Source organism: Leifsonia sp. 563 (assembly GCF_040545055.1).
Classification (GTDB): Bacteria; Actinomycetota; Actinomycetes; order Actinomycetales; family Microbacteriaceae; genus Leifsonia.
On the sequence record NZ_JBEPLE010000006.1, the window covers coordinates 219,869 to 240,616 of the forward strand.

22 protein-coding genes are annotated in these 20,748 nt (G+C 69.1%); 18 read left to right on the forward strand and 4 right to left on the reverse strand.

What is annotated here, in order from left to right:
* Positions 1 to 151 precede the first annotated feature (151 nt).
* From ABIC47_RS16545 to ABIC47_RS16560, 4 genes are read right to left on the reverse strand one after another with little or no spacing between them, the layout of a single operon-like run.
* The gene (locus tag ABIC47_RS16545) at positions 152 to 835 is read right to left on the reverse strand and encodes a hypothetical protein (RefSeq protein ID WP_354482082.1); all 684 of its coding nucleotides are present in this window, start codon (positions 833 to 835) and stop codon (positions 152 to 154) included.
* The gene (locus ABIC47_RS16550; RefSeq protein WP_354482085.1) at positions 832 to 2,496 is read right to left on the reverse strand and encodes a hypothetical protein; all 1,665 of its coding nucleotides are present in this window, start codon (positions 2,494 to 2,496) and stop codon (positions 832 to 834) included. Before ABIC47_RS16550 ends, ABIC47_RS16545 begins: the two co-directional genes overlap by 4 nt.
* Positions 2,496 to 2,798: a hypothetical protein gene (locus tag ABIC47_RS16555; RefSeq protein WP_354482087.1), complete on the reverse strand. Its 303-nt coding sequence runs from the start codon at positions 2,796 to 2,798 to the stop codon at positions 2,496 to 2,498. Before ABIC47_RS16555 ends, ABIC47_RS16550 begins: the two co-directional genes overlap by 1 nt.
* Positions 2,795 to 3,079, reverse strand: a complete 285-nt coding sequence (locus ABIC47_RS16560; RefSeq protein WP_354482090.1) for a hypothetical protein — start codon at positions 3,077 to 3,079, stop codon at positions 2,795 to 2,797. The genes ABIC47_RS16555 and ABIC47_RS16560 overlap by 4 nt, the downstream gene beginning before the upstream one ends.
* A gap of 266 nt (positions 3,080 to 3,345) precedes the next feature.
* Here ABIC47_RS16560 and aroC point away from each other — a divergent pair, with 266 nt between their 5' ends.
* The 18 genes from aroC to ABIC47_RS16650 all read left to right on the forward strand — a co-directional run bounded on the left by aroC (position 3,346) and on the right by ABIC47_RS16650 (position 20,694).
* The gene (gene aroC, locus ABIC47_RS16565) at positions 3,346 to 4,554 is read left to right on the forward strand and encodes a chorismate synthase (RefSeq protein ID WP_020077483.1); all 1,209 of its coding nucleotides are present in this window, start codon (positions 3,346 to 3,348) and stop codon (positions 4,552 to 4,554) included.
* Between the two features lie 4 nt (positions 4,555 to 4,558).
* Positions 4,559 to 5,077: a shikimate kinase gene (locus ABIC47_RS16570; protein WP_018191212.1), complete on the forward strand. Its 519-nt coding sequence runs from the start codon at positions 4,559 to 4,561 to the stop codon at positions 5,075 to 5,077.
* Positions 5,074 to 6,153 (forward strand): 3-dehydroquinate synthase, encoded by a 1,080-nt coding sequence (gene aroB / locus ABIC47_RS16575; RefSeq protein ID WP_354482094.1) that lies wholly within the window; start codon positions 5,074 to 5,076, stop codon positions 6,151 to 6,153. Before ABIC47_RS16570 ends, aroB begins: the two co-directional genes overlap by 4 nt.
* The gene (locus ABIC47_RS16580; protein WP_354482097.1) at positions 6,150 to 6,533 is read left to right on the forward strand and encodes a hypothetical protein; all 384 of its coding nucleotides are present in this window, start codon (positions 6,150 to 6,152) and stop codon (positions 6,531 to 6,533) included. The genes aroB and ABIC47_RS16580 overlap by 4 nt, the downstream gene beginning before the upstream one ends.
* Before the next feature lies 1 nt (position 6,534).
* Positions 6,535 to 6,972, forward strand: coding sequence for a type II 3-dehydroquinate dehydratase (locus ABIC47_RS16585; protein ID WP_354482100.1), 438 nt, complete (start codon positions 6,535 to 6,537; stop codon positions 6,970 to 6,972).
* 106 nt (positions 6,973 to 7,078) lie between these two features.
* Complete coding sequence (gene efp / locus ABIC47_RS16590) at positions 7,079 to 7,642, forward strand: elongation factor P (protein ID WP_018191208.1); 564 nt, start codon at positions 7,079 to 7,081, stop codon at positions 7,640 to 7,642.
* Complete coding sequence (gene nusB / locus ABIC47_RS16595; RefSeq protein ID WP_020077487.1) at positions 7,643 to 8,059, forward strand: transcription antitermination factor NusB; 417 nt, start codon at positions 7,643 to 7,645, stop codon at positions 8,057 to 8,059.
* The gene (locus ABIC47_RS16600; RefSeq protein ID WP_354482104.1) at positions 8,056 to 8,790 is read left to right on the forward strand and encodes a DsbA family protein; all 735 of its coding nucleotides are present in this window, start codon (positions 8,056 to 8,058) and stop codon (positions 8,788 to 8,790) included. Before nusB ends, ABIC47_RS16600 begins: the two co-directional genes overlap by 4 nt.
* 226 nt (positions 8,791 to 9,016) lie before the next feature.
* Complete coding sequence (pyrR, locus tag ABIC47_RS16605; protein WP_354482107.1) at positions 9,017 to 9,598, forward strand: bifunctional pyr operon transcriptional regulator/uracil phosphoribosyltransferase PyrR; 582 nt, start codon at positions 9,017 to 9,019, stop codon at positions 9,596 to 9,598.
* Positions 9,595 to 10,566: an aspartate carbamoyltransferase catalytic subunit gene (locus tag ABIC47_RS16610; protein ID WP_018191204.1), complete on the forward strand. Its 972-nt coding sequence runs from the start codon at positions 9,595 to 9,597 to the stop codon at positions 10,564 to 10,566. Before pyrR ends, ABIC47_RS16610 begins: the two co-directional genes overlap by 4 nt.
* A gap of 2 nt (positions 10,567 to 10,568) precedes the next feature.
* Positions 10,569 to 11,903 carry a dihydroorotase gene (locus ABIC47_RS16615; protein ID WP_354482111.1) on the forward strand — a complete coding sequence of 445 codons (1,335 nt, stop codon included), beginning with the start codon at positions 10,569 to 10,571 and terminating at the stop codon, positions 11,901 to 11,903.
* Positions 11,896 to 12,468, forward strand: a complete 573-nt coding sequence (locus ABIC47_RS16620; protein WP_231371288.1) for a PH-like domain-containing protein — start codon at positions 11,896 to 11,898, stop codon at positions 12,466 to 12,468. The genes ABIC47_RS16615 and ABIC47_RS16620 overlap by 8 nt, the downstream gene beginning before the upstream one ends.
* Position 12,469: 1 nt before the next feature.
* Positions 12,470 to 13,639 (forward strand): glutamine-hydrolyzing carbamoyl-phosphate synthase small subunit, encoded by a 1,170-nt coding sequence (carA, locus tag ABIC47_RS16625; protein ID WP_231371289.1) that lies wholly within the window; start codon positions 12,470 to 12,472, stop codon positions 13,637 to 13,639.
* 105 nt (positions 13,640 to 13,744) lie between these two features.
* Positions 13,745 to 17,032, forward strand: a complete 3,288-nt coding sequence (carB, locus tag ABIC47_RS16630) for a carbamoyl-phosphate synthase large subunit (RefSeq protein WP_354482116.1) — start codon at positions 13,745 to 13,747, stop codon at positions 17,030 to 17,032.
* Complete coding sequence (pyrF, locus tag ABIC47_RS16635; protein ID WP_354482119.1) at positions 17,029 to 17,991, forward strand: orotidine-5'-phosphate decarboxylase; 963 nt, start codon at positions 17,029 to 17,031, stop codon at positions 17,989 to 17,991. The genes carB and pyrF overlap by 4 nt, the downstream gene beginning before the upstream one ends.
* A complete protein-coding gene (gene gmk / locus ABIC47_RS16640; protein WP_018191198.1) occupies positions 17,984 to 18,928 on the forward strand; it encodes a guanylate kinase in 945 nt (314 codons plus the stop codon). Before pyrF ends, gmk begins: the two co-directional genes overlap by 8 nt.
* Positions 18,929 to 19,028: 100 nt before the next feature.
* A complete protein-coding gene (gene rpoZ / locus ABIC47_RS16645) occupies positions 19,029 to 19,289 on the forward strand; it encodes a DNA-directed RNA polymerase subunit omega (RefSeq protein WP_018191197.1) in 261 nt (86 codons plus the stop codon).
* Between the two features lie 82 nt (positions 19,290 to 19,371).
* A complete protein-coding gene (locus ABIC47_RS16650) occupies positions 19,372 to 20,694 on the forward strand; it encodes a bifunctional phosphopantothenoylcysteine decarboxylase/phosphopantothenate synthase (protein ID WP_354482150.1) in 1,323 nt (440 codons plus the stop codon).
* Positions 20,695 to 20,748 lie beyond the last annotated feature (54 nt).

A 20,748-nucleotide genomic window follows, 5' to 3' on the forward strand; every position in this document is an offset into this window, starting at 1 on the left:
TCGCGGTAGGGAGGAGTCTGCCGTGAGTGCCTGGACCACTCCGCACCCGGTCAGTGTGAACACCAGCATCCCCACCACCGCAGCGCGGGCCAGCCTGCTGTATGTCATGGTTCTTGTTTCCGTGCATGCCTGCCGCATGCGGTCCGCGATCTCAGGAGGTCGGCTCAGAATAGGGATGCGGCCTCGGCTCGCTGACCGCCGGAGTGACCAAGACGATGACGGTGTTGACATGCCCTGGACCCCTATAGCGGAGGTCATAGATCACTTCGAACCCGAGTTTGTAGCCGGGATCAAGTGCAATTTTGAAACCATCATTGGGACGGTCTTTCATAGCCTTGATCTGATATTCCGCACTGGTCTTGTCGAAGCCGTAGGCCTCGACGCCGTCACGGATGATCGTGACGAACTCTTCCAAAGTCTCGGCGGTCAGGAAGTACGTGATATCAACCCAAGGTTCTTCCTCCACTGAGAAGAACCTGATGTGGTCAGTGCGTGCAGTGAGTGTCCCTTTGGAACCCTGAAGGGTGAGGGCTATGGGGCCGTCGGTCGTGACGCTGGGCACGTAACGGGCAGTGGCGGGGAGGCCGAGGTCTTCCTTGAGGAGTTCGTTCCTGCTGATGTCGAAGGTGACCTGACAGGTTTCGTAGACCTTCTTCAGTCCTGTCTCGTCCAGTTGCGAGTTTGTCGCGCTAGTCATGGTTGCTTCCTGTTTCGGTCGGGTGTCGCATTGCGGTAGGGAGGTGTCAGCCGTGAGTACCTGGACAACTCCGCACCCAGTCAGTGTGAACACCAGCATCCCCGCCACCGCAGCGCGGGCCGGTCTCGTGTACCTCATGGGTTCTCCTTCCCGGTGAACCCCTGCCGCAACCGGTCCACAATCTCGGGAAGCCGGTTGGGGATGCGCATCCCCTCGGTGCGGTTGGTGAAGTCGGACTCGATGATCTCCCGCACCTTCTCTGGCTGGTTCTTCAGCAGTTCCCGATAGACGGGCAGGGTGTCTTCCTTGATCAACGACCAGCGGTCCTCCTTGACGGAGATGTTCCCTTCGGAGAACACCTCGGGGAACGTCTTCGCCCCCGGTATCGACGCGGCGCCGATCAGCGTGATCATTTGCGTCATCGCCCCTCCCGTGGGCGCGCGATTCCGCATGGCATCGTAATTGTCATTGATGATCTCGTTCTGCTCACGCTCGAGCAGGTACCCGTTCCCCTGAGAGACCTGTGCCGGATCTCCGGATGCGATCTGACCCCAGGCAATCTCCGTCTTTTGGTCGATCGCACCGGACGCGCGGAGGCGCTCGATTTCTTTCATGCCGCCACCGAGGAACGCCTCGTGCTGACGGGCCTGATCGAGGAAGATCTCCTTCTGCATCCCCAGAAGAGTCGTTTCGTAGAACCGCAACTCTTCGTCGCTGAACTGTCTCAACTGCCCCCACAGGGCGTCAGGAATGAATGGGGGCTGCACTCCCGATTTCAGGATGCTGCGCAGCATGGCCAGGTCACGGAACCCGCCGGCGAACGACGGGCCGATCATGTTCGCCATCCCCGCCCATTGAAGATCAGGATTGTTCAGATAGAGGCGGCCGTAGTAGTCGTAGACCTTCTTGATCGTCTCCCAGTTCGCCTCCGTTCCACGACGGAGGTCCCAGGTCGCCGGGTCGATCCCCGCCTTGAGGAGAGCCTTGTGGTTCCAATATCCGGTGAGGAAGTGTGCATATTCCGGCGACTTCACGGCGATGAGACCGGAATCGGCGGCCGCGTCCATCGCGACTTTCGCGCCCTCCCAATACTTCGACGCCCACTCCCGGAACTCCGGACTGTTGAGATACGCAGACCGTTGCTCCGGAGTCATCCCCTTCAAGAGTTCCGTCAGATACTGTGCGTCCTTCTTCGGGTCCGGCTTCGCCTCCTTCAGGGCGAACATGTCGACGCCTTTTCCCTTGGACACGGTCTTATGGAAGAGCCCGGTGGTCGCCTGATGGAACCCATGGAGTGCATCGAGCCTGTCCGTCAGATCGCGGAGGTCGTTCTCCAGTTGCGTCAACACCAGGTCCAACTGGGAATTCACGGCGCCCAAGGCTTCCGCTGTGCCAGGCAGGACAGCATTCACCGCAGTGACGAGCGCGCTGTTCATCTCCTTGAGGCTCTCGGTGAGATCCCGCTGCGCCCGGGTGGCGGTGAGCTGTGCGTTCAGCTCGTCTTCTTTCAGGACGCCGAAACGATTGACCTTGCTGTCCTCGTAGGTGTACTTGGTGAGGTCGTTCTGGATGATGTCGATCTCACTCCGGGCAGCCGTGATCTGAGGGACGATATCCCGCGTAAGGACGAGCTGCGCGGCCGAATAGCCCTTACCGGACAGCTCACCGCCACTCAGTGCCTCGACGAGACGACGAGAGGCATTCTCCGTCGCCTGCAACACTGACAACGCCGAGGTCAGATTCCCGGTGAGTGCGGTCTTCAGGTTGTTCGAGTCGGCCGCGTCATAAATCAACCCCATCAGGCACCCACTTCCGAGGACGACGTGATCGCCCGTTCGGCCTCGTTCAGGAGCTCCGTCTGCTGATACGTGAGTTGGCCGACGTAGCTGTCGAGCTCTCTTCGCGCCGCCAGCCCTTTCTGTACGAAGTAGTTCGTCGGGCCCAGGGCAGCGGCCGCCTCTTCGAACCGGGAGGTGTGCTCCCTCATCGCGCGCCGATACTCGTCCCACCGCTCTTCCTGCACGCGAACCTGTGCAAGAGCCTCCGCGATCTCCTCCTCGGACGCGCTGGATCCCTGGCTCTCGCGATCGTGACCGCTCATGACTCAGCACCCCAGATCGCTGCGTCCAGACTGTCGCGCTGCTCGATCTTCTTTGCGAGCGAATCGACATTCCGGGAGTGACTGATCAATGTCGCAGACAGCTTGAGGATGCCCTCCAGCGCGGTGTTCGTCACGACTGCCGCATCCTTCATGCTCGCGATATTGCTGGAACGGAGTTCCACTTTCTGCGCCTGCACATCCGTTGTGATCTCAGCGATACCGGCTACAGCATCTTGTGCGGCAGCGACATTAGACGTTAGTTTCAATGGATCATTCCTCACCCCTGGTCCGTACAGGCTAAGGATTGCGGCCGCCCACGACTTGTCCGGGTCCAGTCCGTCCGGATTCAGCGCCGACTGCGAAAGCCTGGGAGAACCACCCTTCGGAACTCGTCTTCCAGAGCGGGGCGGGGTTCGCGGCGGGTGTCGTCCCGCAAGCGATCCTCAGAGGCCACCGCCATTAGCGGCCCAATTCAGGACAGTTCGGAGCCGACGCGGTGGGCCGTCACGCTGCCGGTGAAGTCACTGCGCTGTGCCAGAATCGAATCATGCTTCGTTGGCTCACGGCCGGGGAATCCCACGGTCCCGAACTCATCGCCGTCCTGGAGGGTCTTCCCGCCGGGGTCCCGGTCTCGCTCGACGCGATCCGTGCCGATCTGGCGCGTCGCAAGCTCGGGTACGGCCGCGGCGCGCGCATGAAGTTCGAGCAGGATGCGCTGGAGGTGTCCGGCGGAGTCCGTCACGGTCTGAGCCTCGGCAGCCCGATCGCCCTGCGCATCGGCAACACCGAGTGGCCGAAGTGGGTCGACGTGATGAGCCCCGAGCCGGTCGACCCGGAGGTGTTGAAGTCCGGCCGTGGCGCCGCACTCACGCGTCCGCGTCCCGGTCACGCCGACCTCGTCGGCATGCAGAAATACGGCTTCGACGAGGCCCGACCGATCCTGGAGCGCGCGAGCGCCCGTGAGACCGCCGCCCGCGTCTCCCTCGGCGCCGTCGCGCGCTCGTTCCTGAACGAACTGGGCATCACCCTGGTCAGCCACACGCTCTCCATCGGTCCGGTCCGCGTACCGGAGGATGCCCCGCTTCCGCGACCGTCCGACGTCGACACGCTCGACGCCGACCCGCTGCGCTGCTTCGACCCGGCAACCTCCGAGCGCATGGTCGCCGAGGTGGATGCCGCGCACAAGGACGGCGACACGCTCGGCGGCGTCGTCGAGGTGCTCGCGTACGGCGTCCCGCCGGGGCTCGGCTCGCATGTCCACTGGGACCGCAAGCTCGACGCACAGCTCGCCGCGGCGCTCATGGGCATCCAGGCGATCAAGGGCGTCGAGATCGGCGACGGGTTCCTCACCACGACGCGTCGCGGGTCGGAGGCGCACGACGAGCTCGTCGCCGCTGACGGCACCATCGCGCGCACCAGCGACAAGGCGGGCGGCACCGAAGGCGGAATGAGCACCGGCGGCGTGCTCCGCGTCCGCGCCGGCATGAAGCCGATCGCGACCGTCCCGCACGCGCTGCGCACAGTGGATGTGGCGACCAGCGAGGCCGCACCGGCGCACCACCAGCGCTCCGACGTCTGCGCGGTTCCGGCCGCCGGAGTCGTGGCGGAGGCCATGGTCGCTCTCGTCCTCGCGAACGCCGTGCTCGAGAAGTTCGGCGGCGACTCGATCGGCGAGACGGCCCGCAACCTCCACGCGTACCTGGCCAGCATCCCGGAGAACCTCACGACCGAGCGCGTCAGCGCCCCCTACGCCTGACGCCGTGTCGTCCGAGCTCACGACGCCCGTCGTCCTGATCGGCCCGCCCGCGGCCGGCAAGACGCGGGTCGGCAAGCGTCTGGCGCGCCGGCTGCACCTGCCGTTCGTCGACACGGACGCCGTCGTGGTGGCGCAGCACGGCCCCATCCCTGCTCTCTTCGCCGAGCACGGGGAGCCGTACTTCCGCCAGCTGGAGCGGGCGGCCGTCGCCGAGGCGGTGCGCGAACCGGGTGTCGTCTCGCTCGGCGGGGGAGCCGTGCTCGACCCCGCGACGCAGGCGGACCTGGCCGAGACCCGCGTGGTGCTGCTGACCGTGCGCCCGGAGGCGATCGCCCGCCGCATCGACAACTCCAAGCGGCCGCTGGTGACCGACCTCGAGTCGTGGAAGCGCCTCGTCGCCGCCCGCAGCGACCTCTACCACTCGCTCGCCGACTACACGGCCGACACCTCGTCCCGTCCCATCGACACCATCGTCGAGGAGATCGCGACCTGGGTCGAGTCGCAGAAGGAAGGACACGCATGACCGACGCCCCCACCGAGATCCTGGTCCCTGGTGCGCATCCGTACCCGGTGATCGTGGGCCGCGGACTCCGGCTGGAGCTCGCCCACCACCTCGGGAACGCGGTCAACAAGGTGCTCGTCGTGCACCCGCCGACGCTGGGCGCTGCTGCCGCCGAGCTGCGCGAGTCGCTCGTCGGGCGCTACGAGGTGCTGCTCGCCGAGGTGCCGGACGCGGAGGCGGCCAAGCGCGTCGAGGTGGCGTCGTTCCTCTGGGGCATCATGGGGCAGGCCGACTTCACCCGCTCGGACGCCGTCATCGGGTTCGGCGGCGGTGCCGTCACCGATCTGGCCGGATTCGTGGCCGCGACCTGGCTGCGCGGCGTGAAGCTGATCCAGGTCCCGACGACGCTGCTCGGGATGGTGGATGCGGCGGTCGGCGGCAAGACCGGCATCAACACCGCGGAGGGCAAGAACCTCGTCGGGGCGTTCTACGCGCCGGACGCCGTGATCTGCGACCTCGACACCCTGACATCCCTCCCGAAGAACGAGATCCTCGCCGGGTTCGCGGAGGTCGTGAAGTACGGGTTCATCGCCGAGCCGGAGATCCTGGACATCATCGAGGCCGACGTCGACCGGGCGACCGACCCGGAGACGCCGGAACTGCGCCGGCTGGTGGAGCTGTCCATCGGCATCAAGGCGCGGGTCGTGGGGGAGGACTTCACCGAGCAGGGTCTCCGCGAGATCCTCAACTACGGCCACACCCTCGGGCACGCCATCGAGCACGCCGAGCGGTACCAGTGGCGCCACGGGGCCGCCGTCTCCGTCGGGATGGTCTTCGCGGCGGAGCTGGCCCGGCTGAGCGGGCGGTTGAGCGACGAGGTCGTCGACCGGCACCGCCGCATCCTGGAGTCGCTGACCCTACCGGTGTCGTATCCGCTGGGCCGCTGGCAGACCCTGCTCGCCACGATGCAGCGCGACAAGAAGGCCCGGGGCAGTATGCTGCGGTTCATCGTGCTCGACGACGTCGCCCGGCCCACCGTGCTGGCCGGCCCCGATCAGAGCCTGCTGTTCGCCGCATACCAGGAGGTGGGCTCGTGAGCGAGAAGACCGTGCTGCAGAGGTTCCAGGCGAAGCCCGGCGACGGGATCGCGCTGGTGGTCGCAGAGGACGGCGACCGCGCACTGCTGGGCGCGCTCCCGGACGGGGCGACCGAGGCGCCGGTGGAGTCCGCCGCGATCGTGGTGAGCGTGGTCCGGACGCGCGACGAGCTGCTGGCGCGCTACGCCGAGCAGCTGTCGGTGGCGTCCGGCGCGCGCGCCGTCTGGGTCGTGTACCCCAAGGGCGGGCGCGCCGACGTCAACCGCGACGTGGTCGCGGGCGAGGCGCGCGCCTACGGTTGGCGTGGCGTGAGCAACATCGCGGTCGACGACACCTGGTCGGCGGTACGCGTGCGCCCGTTCAAGGACGGGGAGGAGTGACGTGACGAGCATCCTCGTCCTCAACGGCCCCAATCTCGGGCGCCTCGGCACCCGCGAGCCCGACGTCTACGGTTCCGCCACCCTGGACGACCTGCGCGCCGTCCTCGCGGAGGACGCCGGCGACGACACCATCGACCTGCGCCAGACCGACGACGAGGGTCAGTTGCTGCGGTGGCTGCACGAGGCGGCGGACACGGGTGCGCCCGTCATCCTGAACGCCGGCGCGTGGACGCACTACTCCTACGCGGTTCGGGATGCGGTGTCGCTCGTCACGAAGGCGGGAGGCACCGTGATCGAGGTGCACCTGTCGAATCCGCACGCCCGCGAGGAGTTCCGCCACACCAGCGTGCTGAGCGCTGTGGCGACCGGCGTCATCGCCGGGTTCGGCTTCGAGTCGTACCGGCTGGCGCTCGCGTTCATTCGCCGAAACGCCCGCTGACGTCTAGAATCTCTGGGGGCCGCCGTGCGCGGCCGACCGTGGGCCGCTTCCCGTAGCGAAGCCGGCACCACCCGAAACTTCTCATCGAGCGAACGGAAACATCCCCTTGGCCTCAACCGCTGACATCAAGAACGGCGTCGTCCTCAGCATCGACGGACAGCTCTGGACCGTGATCGAGTTCCAGCACGTCAAGCCGGGCAAGGGCGGCGCGTTCGTCCGCACCAAGCTGAAGAACGTCACGACGGGCAAGACGGTCGACCGCACCTACAACGCCGGCGCCAAGATCGAGATCACCAACGTCGACCGCCGCGACTACCAGTATCTGTACCAGGACGGCGCGGACTTCGTGTTCATGGACACGTCCGACTACGACCAGATCACCATCCCGGGTCCGGTCGTCGGCGACGCCGCCAACTTCATGCTCGAGAACCAGAACGTCACGGTCGCGCTGCACGAGGGCTCGCCTCTGTACGTCGAACTCCCCGCCTCCGTCGTTCTCGAGATCACCTACACCGAGCCGGGCCTCCAGGGCGACCGCTCCACCGGCGGCACCAAGCCCGCGACGGTCGAGACCGGCTACCAGATCCAGGTCCCGCTGTTCCTCGAGACCGGCACCAAGGTCAAGGTCGACACCCGCACGGGCGACTACCTCGGCCGCGTCAACGACTGAATGAGCGCTCGGACGAAGGCGCGCAAGCGCGCGCTCGACGTGCTCTACAGCGCCGACCTGCGGCAGACGCCGCTCCGGCAGGCGCTAGCGACCGAGGCCGAGCGCGCGGCGAACGAGCCTGCGCGCGAGGCGTCGTGGCTGTATGCGCGCGAGATCCTCGACGGGGTCATCGAGCACGAGGATGAGATCGACGAGCTGATCGAGACGTACGCGCAGGGCTGGACGCTGGCGCGCATGCCCGCCGTCGACCGCGCGATCCTGCGCATCGGCGTGTGGGAGGTTCTGTTCAACGACGAGGTGCCCGAGGGTGTCGCGATCTCCGAGGCGGTCGAGGCGGCCACGGTGCTCTCGACGGATGACTCGGCCGGTTTCGTGAACGGACTGCTCGCCAAGATCGCCCAAACGAGGTCGGTGTGAGCGGCGTGCAGACGGGCCTGCGTCGCCGGGTCGCCCGCGCGGCGGCCGCCGCCGTGCTGGCGGTCGGCATCGTCTCCGGCGTCGCGGCGTGCTCGCTGCTGGGCGGAGCATCCAATGTCCCGGTGGCCACCGACAAGCCGCCGACCGGCACGGACGGCGCTGTCGACTTCGACGGCGGCTTCATCACGGCGGGCGACGGCGAGAAGAAGGTCGACATCTGGTTCGACGCGATGTGCCCGGTGTGCGGCGCGTTCGAGCAGACGAACGGTGAGACGCTGGCGAAGGCCGTCGACGACGGGTCGATCACGCTCCGCTTGCACCCTCTGACCTTCCTCGACGCCGCATCGAACGGCACCGGATACTCGACCAGGGCGGCCGCGGCGCTGACCTGCGTCGCCGTGACGGACCGGAGCGCGGTGCTGCCGTTCTACCAGGCGCTGTTCACGGACCAGCCGGAGGAGAACTCCGACGGCCTCACCGACAAGCAGCTCGCGAAGCGCGCGAGCGACGCCGGTGCGGGGGACATCACGTCCTGCCTGGCCGACAGCGGCCCGTACCAGGCGTGGGCGCAGGCGAACACCGCTCACTCCCAGAAGGGCCCGATCGTAGTCGACGGCACCAAGGTGCTCGACACGATCAAGGGGACCCCGACGGTGCTCGTGAACGGCAAGCAGTATCCCGGCGGCATCACGGACAAGAAGGCGTTCACCGCGTTCCTCGCCGACCACTGACCCCGTCTGAAACGGAGGAGATCGTCGGGCGCAAGCCCGCCGGCTCCTCCGTTTCGTGCATCCCGGCGGCGTGTCGCCTCCCATCTCCTCCGTTTCGGACTGTGGGGGACGGGGCGGCCGGAGCAGACGGCGCGCGCCTGAAGCAGGCTGGCGGCGGGAGGCTGATAGGGTGAGCGACGTAGGCATCCTTTAAGAGCCGTCCTGTGAGGCGGGGAAGGAGGTCGGCATGACAGCGCGCACCGTGCTGCAACAGGCTGACATCGCCCGGGCGTTGACTCGGATCTCTCACGAGATCCTGGAGTCCAACCGGGGAACGGACGACCTGGTGATCCTCGGGATCCCGACCCGCGGCGTCGTGCTCGCGCGGCGGATCGCCGAGAACATCCAGCGCATCGAACCGGCGTCCATCGCGTCGCCGGCGGACATCGTGGGCGCGCTCGACGTGACCATGTACCGCGACGACCTCTCGCGGAATCCCACCCGCACGCCGCAGCCCACCTCGCTGCCGGGGCCGATCGACGGGAAGACCGTCGTGCTGGTCGACGACGTGCTGTTCTCGGGCCGGACCATCCGCGCAGCCCTGGATGCGGTGAGCGACCTCGGCCGACCCCGCGCTGTACGCCTCGCGGTGCTGGTCGACCGCGGCCATCGCGAGCTGCCGATCCGCGCCGACTTCGTGGGCAAGAACCTGCCGTCGGCCGCGTCGGAGCGCATCTACGTGCGGCTCGCCGACGTGGACGGCGACGAGTCGGTCACCATCGAGGACCCGAACGCCGAACCGAACATCACGCAGGAGGTCGACGCATGAGGCACCTGCTCTCCACCCGCGACCTCCCGCGCGAGGACGCCATCCGGCTGCTCGACATCGCCGAGGACATGGCGGATGTGCAGGACCGCGAGGTCAAGAAGCTCCCGACCCTGCGCGGCAAGACCGTCGTCAACCTGTTCTTCGAGGACTCCACGCGAACGCGCATCTCGTTCGAGGCCGCCGCGAAGCGCCTCTCGGCCGATGTGATCAACTTCTCGGCGAAGGGCTCCAGCGTCTCGAAGGGCGAGAGCCTCAAGGACACCGCCCAGACGCTGCAGGCGATGGGCGCGGACGCCGTGGTGATCCGTCACGGGTCGTCCGGCGCTCCGCAGACGCTCGCGGCGAGCGGCTGGATCGACGCGGGCATCGTCAACGCCGGCGACGGCACGCACGAGCACCCGACGCAGGCGCTGCTCGACGCGTTCACGATGCGCCGCCGCCTCCACGGCACCGCATCGCGCGGCAAGGACCTCGACGGCGTGAGTGTCGCGATCGTCGGCGACATCCTCCACTCGCGCGTCGCGCGCTCGAACGTGTGGCTCCTGCGCACGCTCGGCGCCCACGTCACGCTCGTCGCACCGCCGACCCTGCTGCCGGTGGATGTGTCCGGCTGGCCGGCCACGGTCGGCTACGACCTCGACGCGGCGATCGCGGAGGGACCCGACGTCGTGATGATGCTCCGCATCCAGGCCGAGAGGATGAACGCCGCGTTCTTCCCGACCACACGCGAATACACGCGACGCTGGGGGCTGGACGAGGAACGGTTGGGCCGGCTGCGGGCCGATAGCATTGTGATGCACCCGGGACCGATGAACCGCGGGCTGGAGATCTCGGCCGCGGCCGCGGACTCCCCGCGCTCGACGGTCCGGGAGCAGGTCGCGAACGGCGTCTCCGTGCGGATGGCAGCCCTGTACCTGCTGCTGTCGGGTGCAGGTCCCGAACAGGTACGGCCCGGCGGTGTGAGGTGAGTGTGGACGAGAGATTCCTGATCGGCGGCGCGACGCTGGCCGACGGCACCCGGACCGACCTTCTGGTCGAGGGCGGCCGGATCGTGGAGACCGGTACCGGGCTGAGCGCTGCGGGCGCGACGGCGATCGACGCGGACGGGCTGCTCGCGCTGCCCGGACTGGTCGACCTGCACACGCACCTGCGCGAGCCCGGCTACGAGCAGAGCGAGACCGTCCTGACCGGTACGCGCGCCGCGGCCGCGGGCGGTTTCACGGCGGTGTTCGCCATGGCGAACACGTCGCCGGTGGCCGACACCGCGGGCGTGGTGGAGCAGGTGCTGAGCCTGGGCGAGGCCGCCGGCTACGCGACCGTCCGCCCGATCGGCGCCGTGACGGTGGGCCTGGAGGGCGAGCGCCTCGCCGAGCTGGGCGCGATGGCGCAGTCCCGTGCCCGCGTCCGGGTGTTCTCCGACGACGGCAAGTGCGTCTCCGACCCGCTGCTGATGCGCCGGGCGCTGGAGTACGTGAAGGCGTTCGACGGCGTCATCGCCCAGCACGCGCAGGAGCCGCGCCTGACCGAGGGCGCCCAGATGAACGAGGGCGCACTCTCGGGCGAGCTGGGTCTTGCCGGCTGGCCGGCGGTGGCCGAGGAGTCGATCATCGCCCGGGATGTGCTCCTCGCCGAGCACGTCGGCTCGCGCCTGCACGTCTGCCACGTCTCGACGGCCGGCAGCGTCGACGTGATCCGCTGGGCGAAGGCCCGCGGCATCGACGTGACCGCCGAGGTCACCCCGCATCATCTCGCTCTCACCGAGGAGCTGGCGACCGGTTATGACGCGCGCTACAAGGTGAACCCGCCGCTGCGCAGCCGGGAGGACGTCGAGGCCCTCCGCGCCGGCCTCGCCGACGGCACGATCGACATCGTCGCCACCGACCACGCTCCGCATCCCGTCGAGTCGAAGGACTGCGAGTGGGATGCCGCCGCGTTCGGCATGGTCGGCCTCGAGTCGGCGCTCTCGGTGGTACAGGCATCGGTCGTGGACAACGGGATGCTCGGCTGGGCCGACATCGCGCGCGTCCTGTCCACCACCCCGGCGAAGATCGGCCGGCTGGACGGCCACGGCGCGCCGCTCGTCGCCGGTGCTGCGGCGAACCTCTTCTTCTACGACCCGACCGCGTCGCGCACGTTCTCGACCGGCGACCTCGCAGGCAAGGGCGTCAACTCGCCCTACCTCGGGCTGACCCTGCCCGGACGTGTCGTGGCGACCTTCCACCAGGGCCGGGCGACCGTGCTCGACGGCGCCGTGGTCGACGCCGAGCGGCTGGCCGCAGGAGCGGGGGTGACGGCACGTGGATAAGGTGCTCCCCACCCTCGGGATCCTCGCGGTCGTCGTCATCGTGCTCGCACTGGCGGTCGTCGGCTGGCGCCGGCGCGTGCGGCGCGACACGGCATCCGGCGGCGGCTACTCCACCCCGGGAACGCTGAGCGCGCCGACCGCCTCCACCGAGGTGCTGTACGTCGCGACGACCCGCGCCGGTCAGCCCCTGGAGCGGCTCACCCTGCCGGGGCTGGCGTTCCGCGGGACGGCGACCGTGACCGTCCGGCCGGAGGGCGTCGAGCTCGCGGTGACGGGGGAGCAGCCGGTGTTCATCCCGGCCGCCGTCGTCACCGGCATCGGCGCCGCGAGCGTCGCCATCGACCGCGTCGTCGAGAAGGACGGCCTGCTCCGCCTCGGCTGGACCACCAGCGGCGGCACCGCCGCCGACAGCTACGTCCGGGTCGTCGACCCGGCCGGCCGCGCGCAGCTCGCCGCGGCCATCGAAGATCTCGTGCCGCGGTCGGACACCGCAGGCACGGCCGGTGCGGAGACCACCGGCGACGACACGACGGGCGTCGACCGCCCGAACGACAAGGAGGTGTGACGTGCTCGCTGCAGAACCCGCAGTGCTCGTCCTCGAAGACGGAAAACGGTACGTCGGCCGGGCCTACGGCGCCCGCGGGCGCACGCTCGGCGAGGCCGTGTTCGCCACCGGGATGACCGGGTACCAGGAGACGCTGACCGACCCGTCGTACGCGGGCCAGATCGTCCTCATGACGGCGCCGCACATCGGCAACACCGGCACGAACGACGAGGACATGGAGTCGCGCCAGATCTGGGTCGCCGGCTACGTCGTGCGCGAGCCCAGCCGCGTCGTCTCCAACTTCCGCGCCCAGCGGAGCCTCGACGACGACCTCGTCGCCCAGGGCGTCGTCGGGATCAGCGGCATCGACACGCGCGCCGTGACCCGTCACATCCGCTCGGCCGGTGCCATGCGCGCCGGCGTCTTCTCGGGCGACGACTTCGCGCTGAGCGACAGCGAGCAGCTGGACCTGGTGCTCGCCGGAGCGCCCATGAAGGGCCGCAACCTGTCGGCCGAGGTGTCGACGATCGAGCCGTACACCGTGCCGGCCGTCGGCGAGAAGGTCGGCTCGGTGGCCGTCCTCGACCTCGGCGTGAAGAAGTCCACGCTGGAGAACCTCGCCGCCCGCGGGCTCGACGTCCACGTCCTCCCGCAGCAGGTGTCCGCGCAGGATGTGCTCGACCTCGGCGTCTCTGCACTGTTCTTCTCGAACGGCCCCGGCGACCCCCAGGCCTCCGACAAGCATGTCGCGCTCCTGCAGGAGACCCTGCGCGCCGGGCTGCCGTACTTCGGCATCTGCTTCGGCAACCAGCTGCTCGGCCGCGCGCTCGGCCTCGACACCTACAAGCTGCCGTTCGGTCACCGTGGGATCAACCAGCCGGTGCTCGACAAGCGCACCGGCCGTGTGGAGATCACCGCGCAGAACCACGGCTTCGCGGTGAAGGCGCCGATCGACGCGTCCTTCGACTCGCCCGCGGGCTTCGGCCGCGTCGAGGTGAGCCACTTCTCCCTCAACGACAACGTCGTCGAGGGCCTGAACTGCCTCGACCTGAACGCCTTCAGCGTGCAGTACCACCCCGAGGCGGCCGCGGGCCCGCACGACGCCAACTACCTCTTCGACCGCTTCCTGGACATGGTGCGCGCTCAGCACGCCGACCAGTCCGCCGGCACCGAGAACCAGGAGAACGCCTGATGCCCAAACGCGCGCGGTGGAGCTCAAGAGGAGCGCGGAGCGGTCCTGCGACCCCAGCGCCGAGGGAGCTTGCGACCGAGGTTCAAACAGACAAGCGAGATCAGAATGCCTAAACGCAACGACATTAATTCGGTCCTGGTCATCGGCTCCGGGCCGATCGTCATCGGCCAGGCGGTCGAGTTCGACTACTCCGGCACCCAGGCCTGCCGCGTGCTGAAGGCGGAGGGCGTCCGCGTCATCCTCGTCAACTCCAACCCCGCGACGATCATGACCGATCCCGACTTCGCCGACGCGACCTACGTCGAGCCGATCACCTGGCCGGTCATCGAGACGATCATCGCCAAGGAGCGCCCGGACGCGATCCTCCCGACCCTGGGCGGACAGACGGCGCTCAACGCGGCCATGCAGCTGCACGAGCACGGCATCCTCGAGAAGTACGGCGTCGAGCTGATCGGCGCGAAGTTCGAGGCGATCCAGAAGGGCGAGGACCGCCAGATCTTCAAGGAGCTCGTCGTGGAGGCGGGCGCCGAGGTCGCGCGCTCGCACATCGCCCACACGGTGGATGAGGCACTCGAGTTCGCCGAGGACCTCGGCTACCCGCTCGTGGTCCGGCCCTCGTTCACGATGGGCGGACTCGGCTCGGGCTTCGCGCACACCCCGGAGGAGCTCCGCCGCATCGCCGGCGACGGCATCCACCAGAGTCCGACCAGCGAGGTGCTCTTGGAGGAGTCGATCCTCGGTTGGAAGGAGTACGAGCTCGAGCTCATGCGCGACACGGCCGACAACACGGTCGTCGTCTGCTCCATCGAGAACGTCGACCCGGTCGGCGTGCACACCGGCGACTCGATCACGGTCGCCCCGGCGCTCACGCTGACCGACCGCGAGTACCAGCGGATGCGCGACATCGGCATCGACATCATCCGCGCGGTGGGCGTCGACACCGGCGGCTGCAACATCCAGTTCGCGGTGAACCCGGAGAACGGCCGCATCATCGTCATCGAGATGAACCCGCGCGTCTCCCGCTCGTCGGCGCTCGCGTCGAAGGCGACCGGCTTCCCGATCGCGAAGATCGCGGCGAAGCTCGCCATCGGCTACCGCCTGGACGAGATCCCGAACGACATCACCAAGGTGACCCCGGCGAGCTTCGAGCCGACGCTCGACTACATCGTCGTCAAGGTCCCGCGGTTCGCGTTCGAGAAGTTCCCCGCCGCCGACCCGACGCTGACGACGACCATGAAGTCGGTCGGCGAGGCGATGGCCATCGGCCGCAGCTTCAGCTCGGCGCTGCAGAAGGCGCTCCGGTCGCTCGAGAAGCGCGGCTCGTCGTTCCACTGGGGGCCGCAGACGCGCACCGTGGACGAGCTGCTCGCGTCGATCGCGACGCCGACCGACGGCCGCATCGTCGACGTCCAGCAGGCGCTGCGCCTCGGGGCGACGCCGGAGCAGGTGTTCGAGGCCACGAAGATCGACCCCTGGTTCATCGACCAGATCGTCCTGATCAACGAGGTCGCCGACCAGATCCGCGACGCCCCGACGCTCGACACCGACACGTTGCGCTACGCCAAGGACCACGGCTTCTCGGATGCGCAGATCGGCGAGCTGCGCGGCTTCGGCGAGGCGGACGTGCGCGAGGTGCGCCACATCCTCGGCGTCCGGCCGGTGTACAAGACGGTGGACACCTGCGCGGGCGAGTTCCCGGCGCTCACGCCGTACCACTACTCCAGTTACGACCTGGAGACCGAGGTGGAGCCGAGCGACAAGCGCAAGGTCGTCATCCTGGGCTCCGGCCCGAACCGCATCGGGCAGGGCGTCGAGTTCGACTACTCGTGCGTGCACGCGTCGTTCGCGCTGCACGACGCCGGGTTCGAGACGATCATGATCAACTGCAACCCGGAGACGGTGTCGACCGACTACGACACCAGCGACCGGCTCTACTTCGAGCCGCTGACGCTGGAGGACGTGCTGGAGATCATCCACGCGGAGTCGCAGTCCGGCGAGCTCGTCGGCGTGGTCGTGCAGCTCGGCGGGCAGACGGCGCTGGGGCTCGCCAAGGGCCTCGAGGCCGCGGGCGTCCCGATCCTCGGCACCACGCCGGAGGCCATCGACCTGGCGGAGGAGCGCGGACTGTTCTCCGGGATCCTCGACGACGCCGGCCTGGTCGCGCCGCGCAACGGCACCGCCGTCGACTTCCCGAGCGCCTCGCACGTCGCCGAGCAGATCGGCTACCCGGTGCTGGTGCGTCCGAGCTTCGTGCTCGGCGGTCGCGGCATGGAGATCGTGTACGACAGCGCATCGCTCGCCGACTACTTCGAGCGGGTCGCGGGCCAGGGCATCGTCGGCCCGTCGCATCCACTGCTGGTCGACCGCTTCCTCGACGACGCGATCGAGATCGACGTCGACGCCCTGTTCGACGGCGAGCGGCTGTACATCGGCGGCGTGATGGAGCACATCGAGGAGGCCGGTGTTCACTCGGGCGACTCGTCGTGCACCCTCCCGCCGATCACCCTCGGTCGCCGCGAGATCGACCGCGTGCGCGAGGCCACACGGAAGATCGCCGAGGGCATTGGCGTGCGTGGCCTGCTGAACGTGCAGTTCGCGATCGGCGCCGGCGTGCTCTACGTGCTCGAGGCCAACCCGCGCGCGTCGCGGACGGTGCCGTTCGTCTCGAAGGCGCTCGGCATCCCGCTCGCCAAGGCGGCCTCGCGCATCATGGTGGGCGAGACGATCGCCGACCTGGTCGCGGAGGGCCTGCTGCCCGATCAGGACGGCTCGCGCATCCCGATGGATTCGCCTGTCGCCGTGAAGGAGGCCGTGCTGCCGTTCAAGCGGTTCCGGACGAAGGAGGGCACGGTCGTCGACTCGGTGCTCGGCCCGGAGATGCGCTCGACCGGTGAAGTCATGGGCATCGACAAGGACTTCCCGACGGCGTTCGCGAAGAGCCAGTCGGCCGCGTACGGCGGCATGCCGCTCGGCGGGACGGCGTTCGTGTCCGTCTCCGACCGCGACAAGCGCGCTGTTGTGCTGCCGGTGCTCCGGCTGCACCAGCTCGGCTTCGAGATCGTCGCGACCGAGGGAACGGCCGAGGTGCTGAACCGCAACGGCATCGCGGCCCGCATCGTGCGCAAGCACAGCGAGGCCCAGGAGAGCGGCGGCGACTCGATCGTCGACATCATCAACCGCGCCGAAGTGGATGTGGTGATCAACACCCCGAGCGGGCGGTCCGCCCGCGCCGACGGGTACGAGATCCGTGCCGCGGCGGTCGCGGCGGACAAGCCGCTCTTCACGACCATCGCCGAGCTGAGCGCCGCTGTCGCGTCGCTGGACGCCATCCGCGAGGGCTTCGACGTGAAGTCCCTCCAGGAGTACGCCGTCGAGAGGGCCGCCCGAGCATGACGACCCCTGCTCCCGCAGCCGACAGTTCCGGAGTTTTTCCGTCCGACACGCCGGTGGCGGGCCGAAAAACTCAGGAGCCGTCGGCCGGGCGCGGGGCGCGGTTCGGGGAGCGCCTCGCGGGGGTGTTCGCCGAGGAGGGGCGGCTGTGCGTCGGCATCGACCCGCACGCGCACCTGCTCGAGGCCTGGGGGCTCCCGGCGTCGGCCGACGGCCTCCGCTCCTTCGGGCTCACGGTGGTGGAGGCCGCAGCCGGCCGGGCGGGGATCGTCAAGCCGCAGGTGGCCTTCTTCGAGCGTTTCGGCGCCGCGGGCTACGGCGCACTGGAGGAGGTGCTGGCCGCCGCTCGTGCCGCCGGTCTCCTGGTGATCGCCGATGTCAAGCGCGGCGACATCGGAACGAGCGTCACGGCCTACGCGGAGGCGTGGCTGACTCCCGGTTCGCCGCTGGAGGCCGACGCGATGACCGTCGCCGCCTACCAGGGGGTCGGATCGCTCGCCGACGCCATGACACTGGGGGAGCGGGCCGGCAAGGGACTCTTCGTCCTGGCCGCGACCTCCAACCCGGAGGCGGCGGATGTGCAGCAGGCCGTCGTCCGCTCCGGCCCGCGGGCGGGACAGTCCGTCGCTCGTGCGATCATCGAAGACGTGCATTCGTTCAATCAGGAGCAGCCGGGCGGCGCGCCCTTCGGATCGGTCGGGCTGGTGCTCGGCGCGACCGTCGAGCTCGCCCACTACGGGATCGATGTGGCGACGGCGGGGGAGCGGACACCCGCACTCCCGGTGCTCGCGCCTGGATTCGGGCACCAGGGCGCCCGGGTCGAGGATGCGCCGCGGCTGTTCGGTTCGCTCGCGGCCGGTGTGATCGTCAGCGAGTCGCGCGGGCTCCTCACGGCAGGGCCCGCGGGTCTGGCCGACGCGATCGCGCGTCGCGCCGAGGAGGTGCGGTCCGCGCATGTCTGAGGCCGCATCCACCCGGGAGGCTGCCTCCCTGCGCCCTGCACCGCCCGAGGTCGACCGCCAGGCCGCCTCGCAGGCCGCCGTCGCCGCGCGCCGCGCACGTGCCGCGGTGAAGGCCGCGATCGCGTCGCGCGAGGTGTCGCCGCTCGTCGTGCTCGACCGCGCGACCGCCGACCCGGAGGGTGTCGAGGGGCGGCTGCGGGTGACCGAGTTCCTGCTCAGCGTGCCCGCCATCGGCACGACGAAGATGCAGGAGGCGCTGGACCGCCTCGCCATCTCGCCCGCGAAGCGCCTCGGCGGCCTGGGGCGCCACCAGCGGCTCCGGCTGCGCCAGTACCTCATCGAGCGCGAGAACCGCAGCGCGCGCCAGCGCAACCGGCTGGTCGTTCTGGCCGGTCCGACCGCGGTCGGCAAGGGCACCGTCTCCACCTACATCCGGGAGCACTATCCCGACGTGCTGCTGTCGGTCTCCGCGACCACGCGTGCGCCGCGCCCGGGCGAGGTCGACGGGATCAACTACTACTTCGTTGACGACGCCGAGTTCGACCGGATGATCGCCGCCGGCGAGCTGCTCGAGCACGCCACCGTGCACAACGCCTACCGCTACGGCACGCCGCGCGCTCCGATCGAGAAAGCCCTCGCCGCAGGGCGCAGCGTGCTGCTGGAGATCGACCTCCAGGGCGCCCGCCAGGTGCGCGAGTCGATGCCGGAGGCCCGCCTGATCTTCCTCCTCCCGCCAACCTGGGACGAACTGGTGCGGCGCCTCATCGGGCGTGGCACGGAGGATGCGGCCGAGCAGCAGCGACGCCTGGAGACGGCGAAGGTCGAGCTGGCCGCCCAGGACGAGTTCGACTACAAGGTCGTCAACCACGACGTCGCCGAGGCGGCCCGCGAGGTCGTAGACTTGATGAAGGTCCGTGCGGCGCCAGCGCGTCCATGACCTTCCTCCGCGCCGTCGCCGGCGCGCCCACCGTCCTCGGCCGCCTCTCGCGGTCGTCCGATCCGGCCCAGCGCCCGATCGCCCAGAGCAAGGAGCATCCATGGCCACCAGCAACAACGGCATCATCGACCCGCCCATCGACGACCTCCTGTCGCGCGTCGAGTCCAAGTACGCGCTCGTGATCTTCGCGTCCAAGCGGGCCCGCCAGATCAACGACTACTATGCCGACCTCCACGAGGGCAGCCTGTTCGACAACGTCGGCCCGCTGGTCGACTCGTCCGTCGACGACAAGCCGCTGTCGGTCGCGCTCCACGAGATCAACGAGGACAAGCTCGTCCTGAAGCCGATCGCCGCCGAGTAATACAGAGGCAGAAGACAACACCGCAGGACGACCGCAGCCGGGAGGCCCCGGCCGAGGAGAGGTGCCGCCGTTGAGCCCACGATTGACCATCGTCGTCGGAGTGACCGGCGGCATCGCTGCGTATAAAGCCGTCGGTGTCATCCGCGCCCTGGTCCTCGAGGGTCACTCGGTGCACGTGGTCGCGACAGAGGCCGCTCTGCGGTTCGTCGGGCGACCGACGCTCGAGGCGATCAGCCGCAACCCGGTCGCGACCGACCTGTACGAGGGCGTCGCCGAGGTCCGTCACGTCGCGATCGGCCAGTCCGCCGACCTGATCGTCATCGCACCGGCCACGGCGAACACCATCGCCAAGCTCGCCGCCGGCCTGGCAGACGACCTGCTCGGCAACACCGTCCTCGCGTCCACCGCGCCTCTGGTCATCGCGCCCGCGATGCACACGGAGATGTGGCGGAACCCGGCCACGGTCGCCAACATCGCAACACTGCGCAGCCGCGGCGTCACGGTCGTCGGGCCGGCGAGCGGTCAACTGACCGGCGCCGACTCGGGTCCCGGCCGTATGGAGGAGCCGGAGGTCATCGTCCGGGCCGCCCTGCGTGCCGCCGGGGCGATGCCGCGCGCGGTCGAAGCCCCCGCTCACGCGCCCGCCGCCCTTCCCGCGGGGTCCGCGGTCGAGGCCCCTGCGGTGAACGACGTGGTGGTGCTCTCCGAGCGACGCCGCGCCAACGAGGCCGCCCGGCGCCCGCGCGGCGGTGTCGACCTCGCCGGGAAGCGCGTGGTCATCACCGCCGGGGGGACGCGCGAGCCGCTCGATCCCGTCCGCTTCCTCGGCAACCGGTCCAGCGGTCGACAGGGCGTCGCCATCGCCAGCGCCGCGCAGGCTCGCGGCGCTGACGTCGTACTCATCGCCGCGCACCTCGAGGTCGAGCCGCCGGAGGGCGTCGAGCTCATCGAGGTGCAGACCGCACTCGAACTGCAGCAGGCGGTCGAGGAGGCCGCCCGCGCCGCCGACGTCGTCGTCATGACGGCGGCCGTCGCCGACTACCGTCCGGCCGAGACCCGCGAGGCCAAGATCAAGAAGTCGGACCACGGCGACACCCTGACGCTGGAGCTGGTGGCCAACCCGGATATCCTCGCCGGGCTCTCCGCGCACAAGCGCGACGACCAGGTCGTCGTCGGGTTCGCGGCCGAGACCGAGCCGGACCCGCAGGCCCTCATCGAGCTCGGCCGCACCAAGCTCGCCGCCAAGGGCAGCGACTTCCTCGTGCTCAATCAGGTGGGCTGGTCGCAGGGCTTCGCAACGGAGAGCAATGAGGTCGTGGTCCTGCGCAAGGGCGGCGATATAGTGATGGAGGCCTCGGGCAGCAAGCTGTCGGTGGCCGACCGTATCCTCGACGTCATCGCGTAAACACGCTTGCGCCGGAGGAATCCGGTCGTGAGACAAGCGCCCCGTCGACCAGGG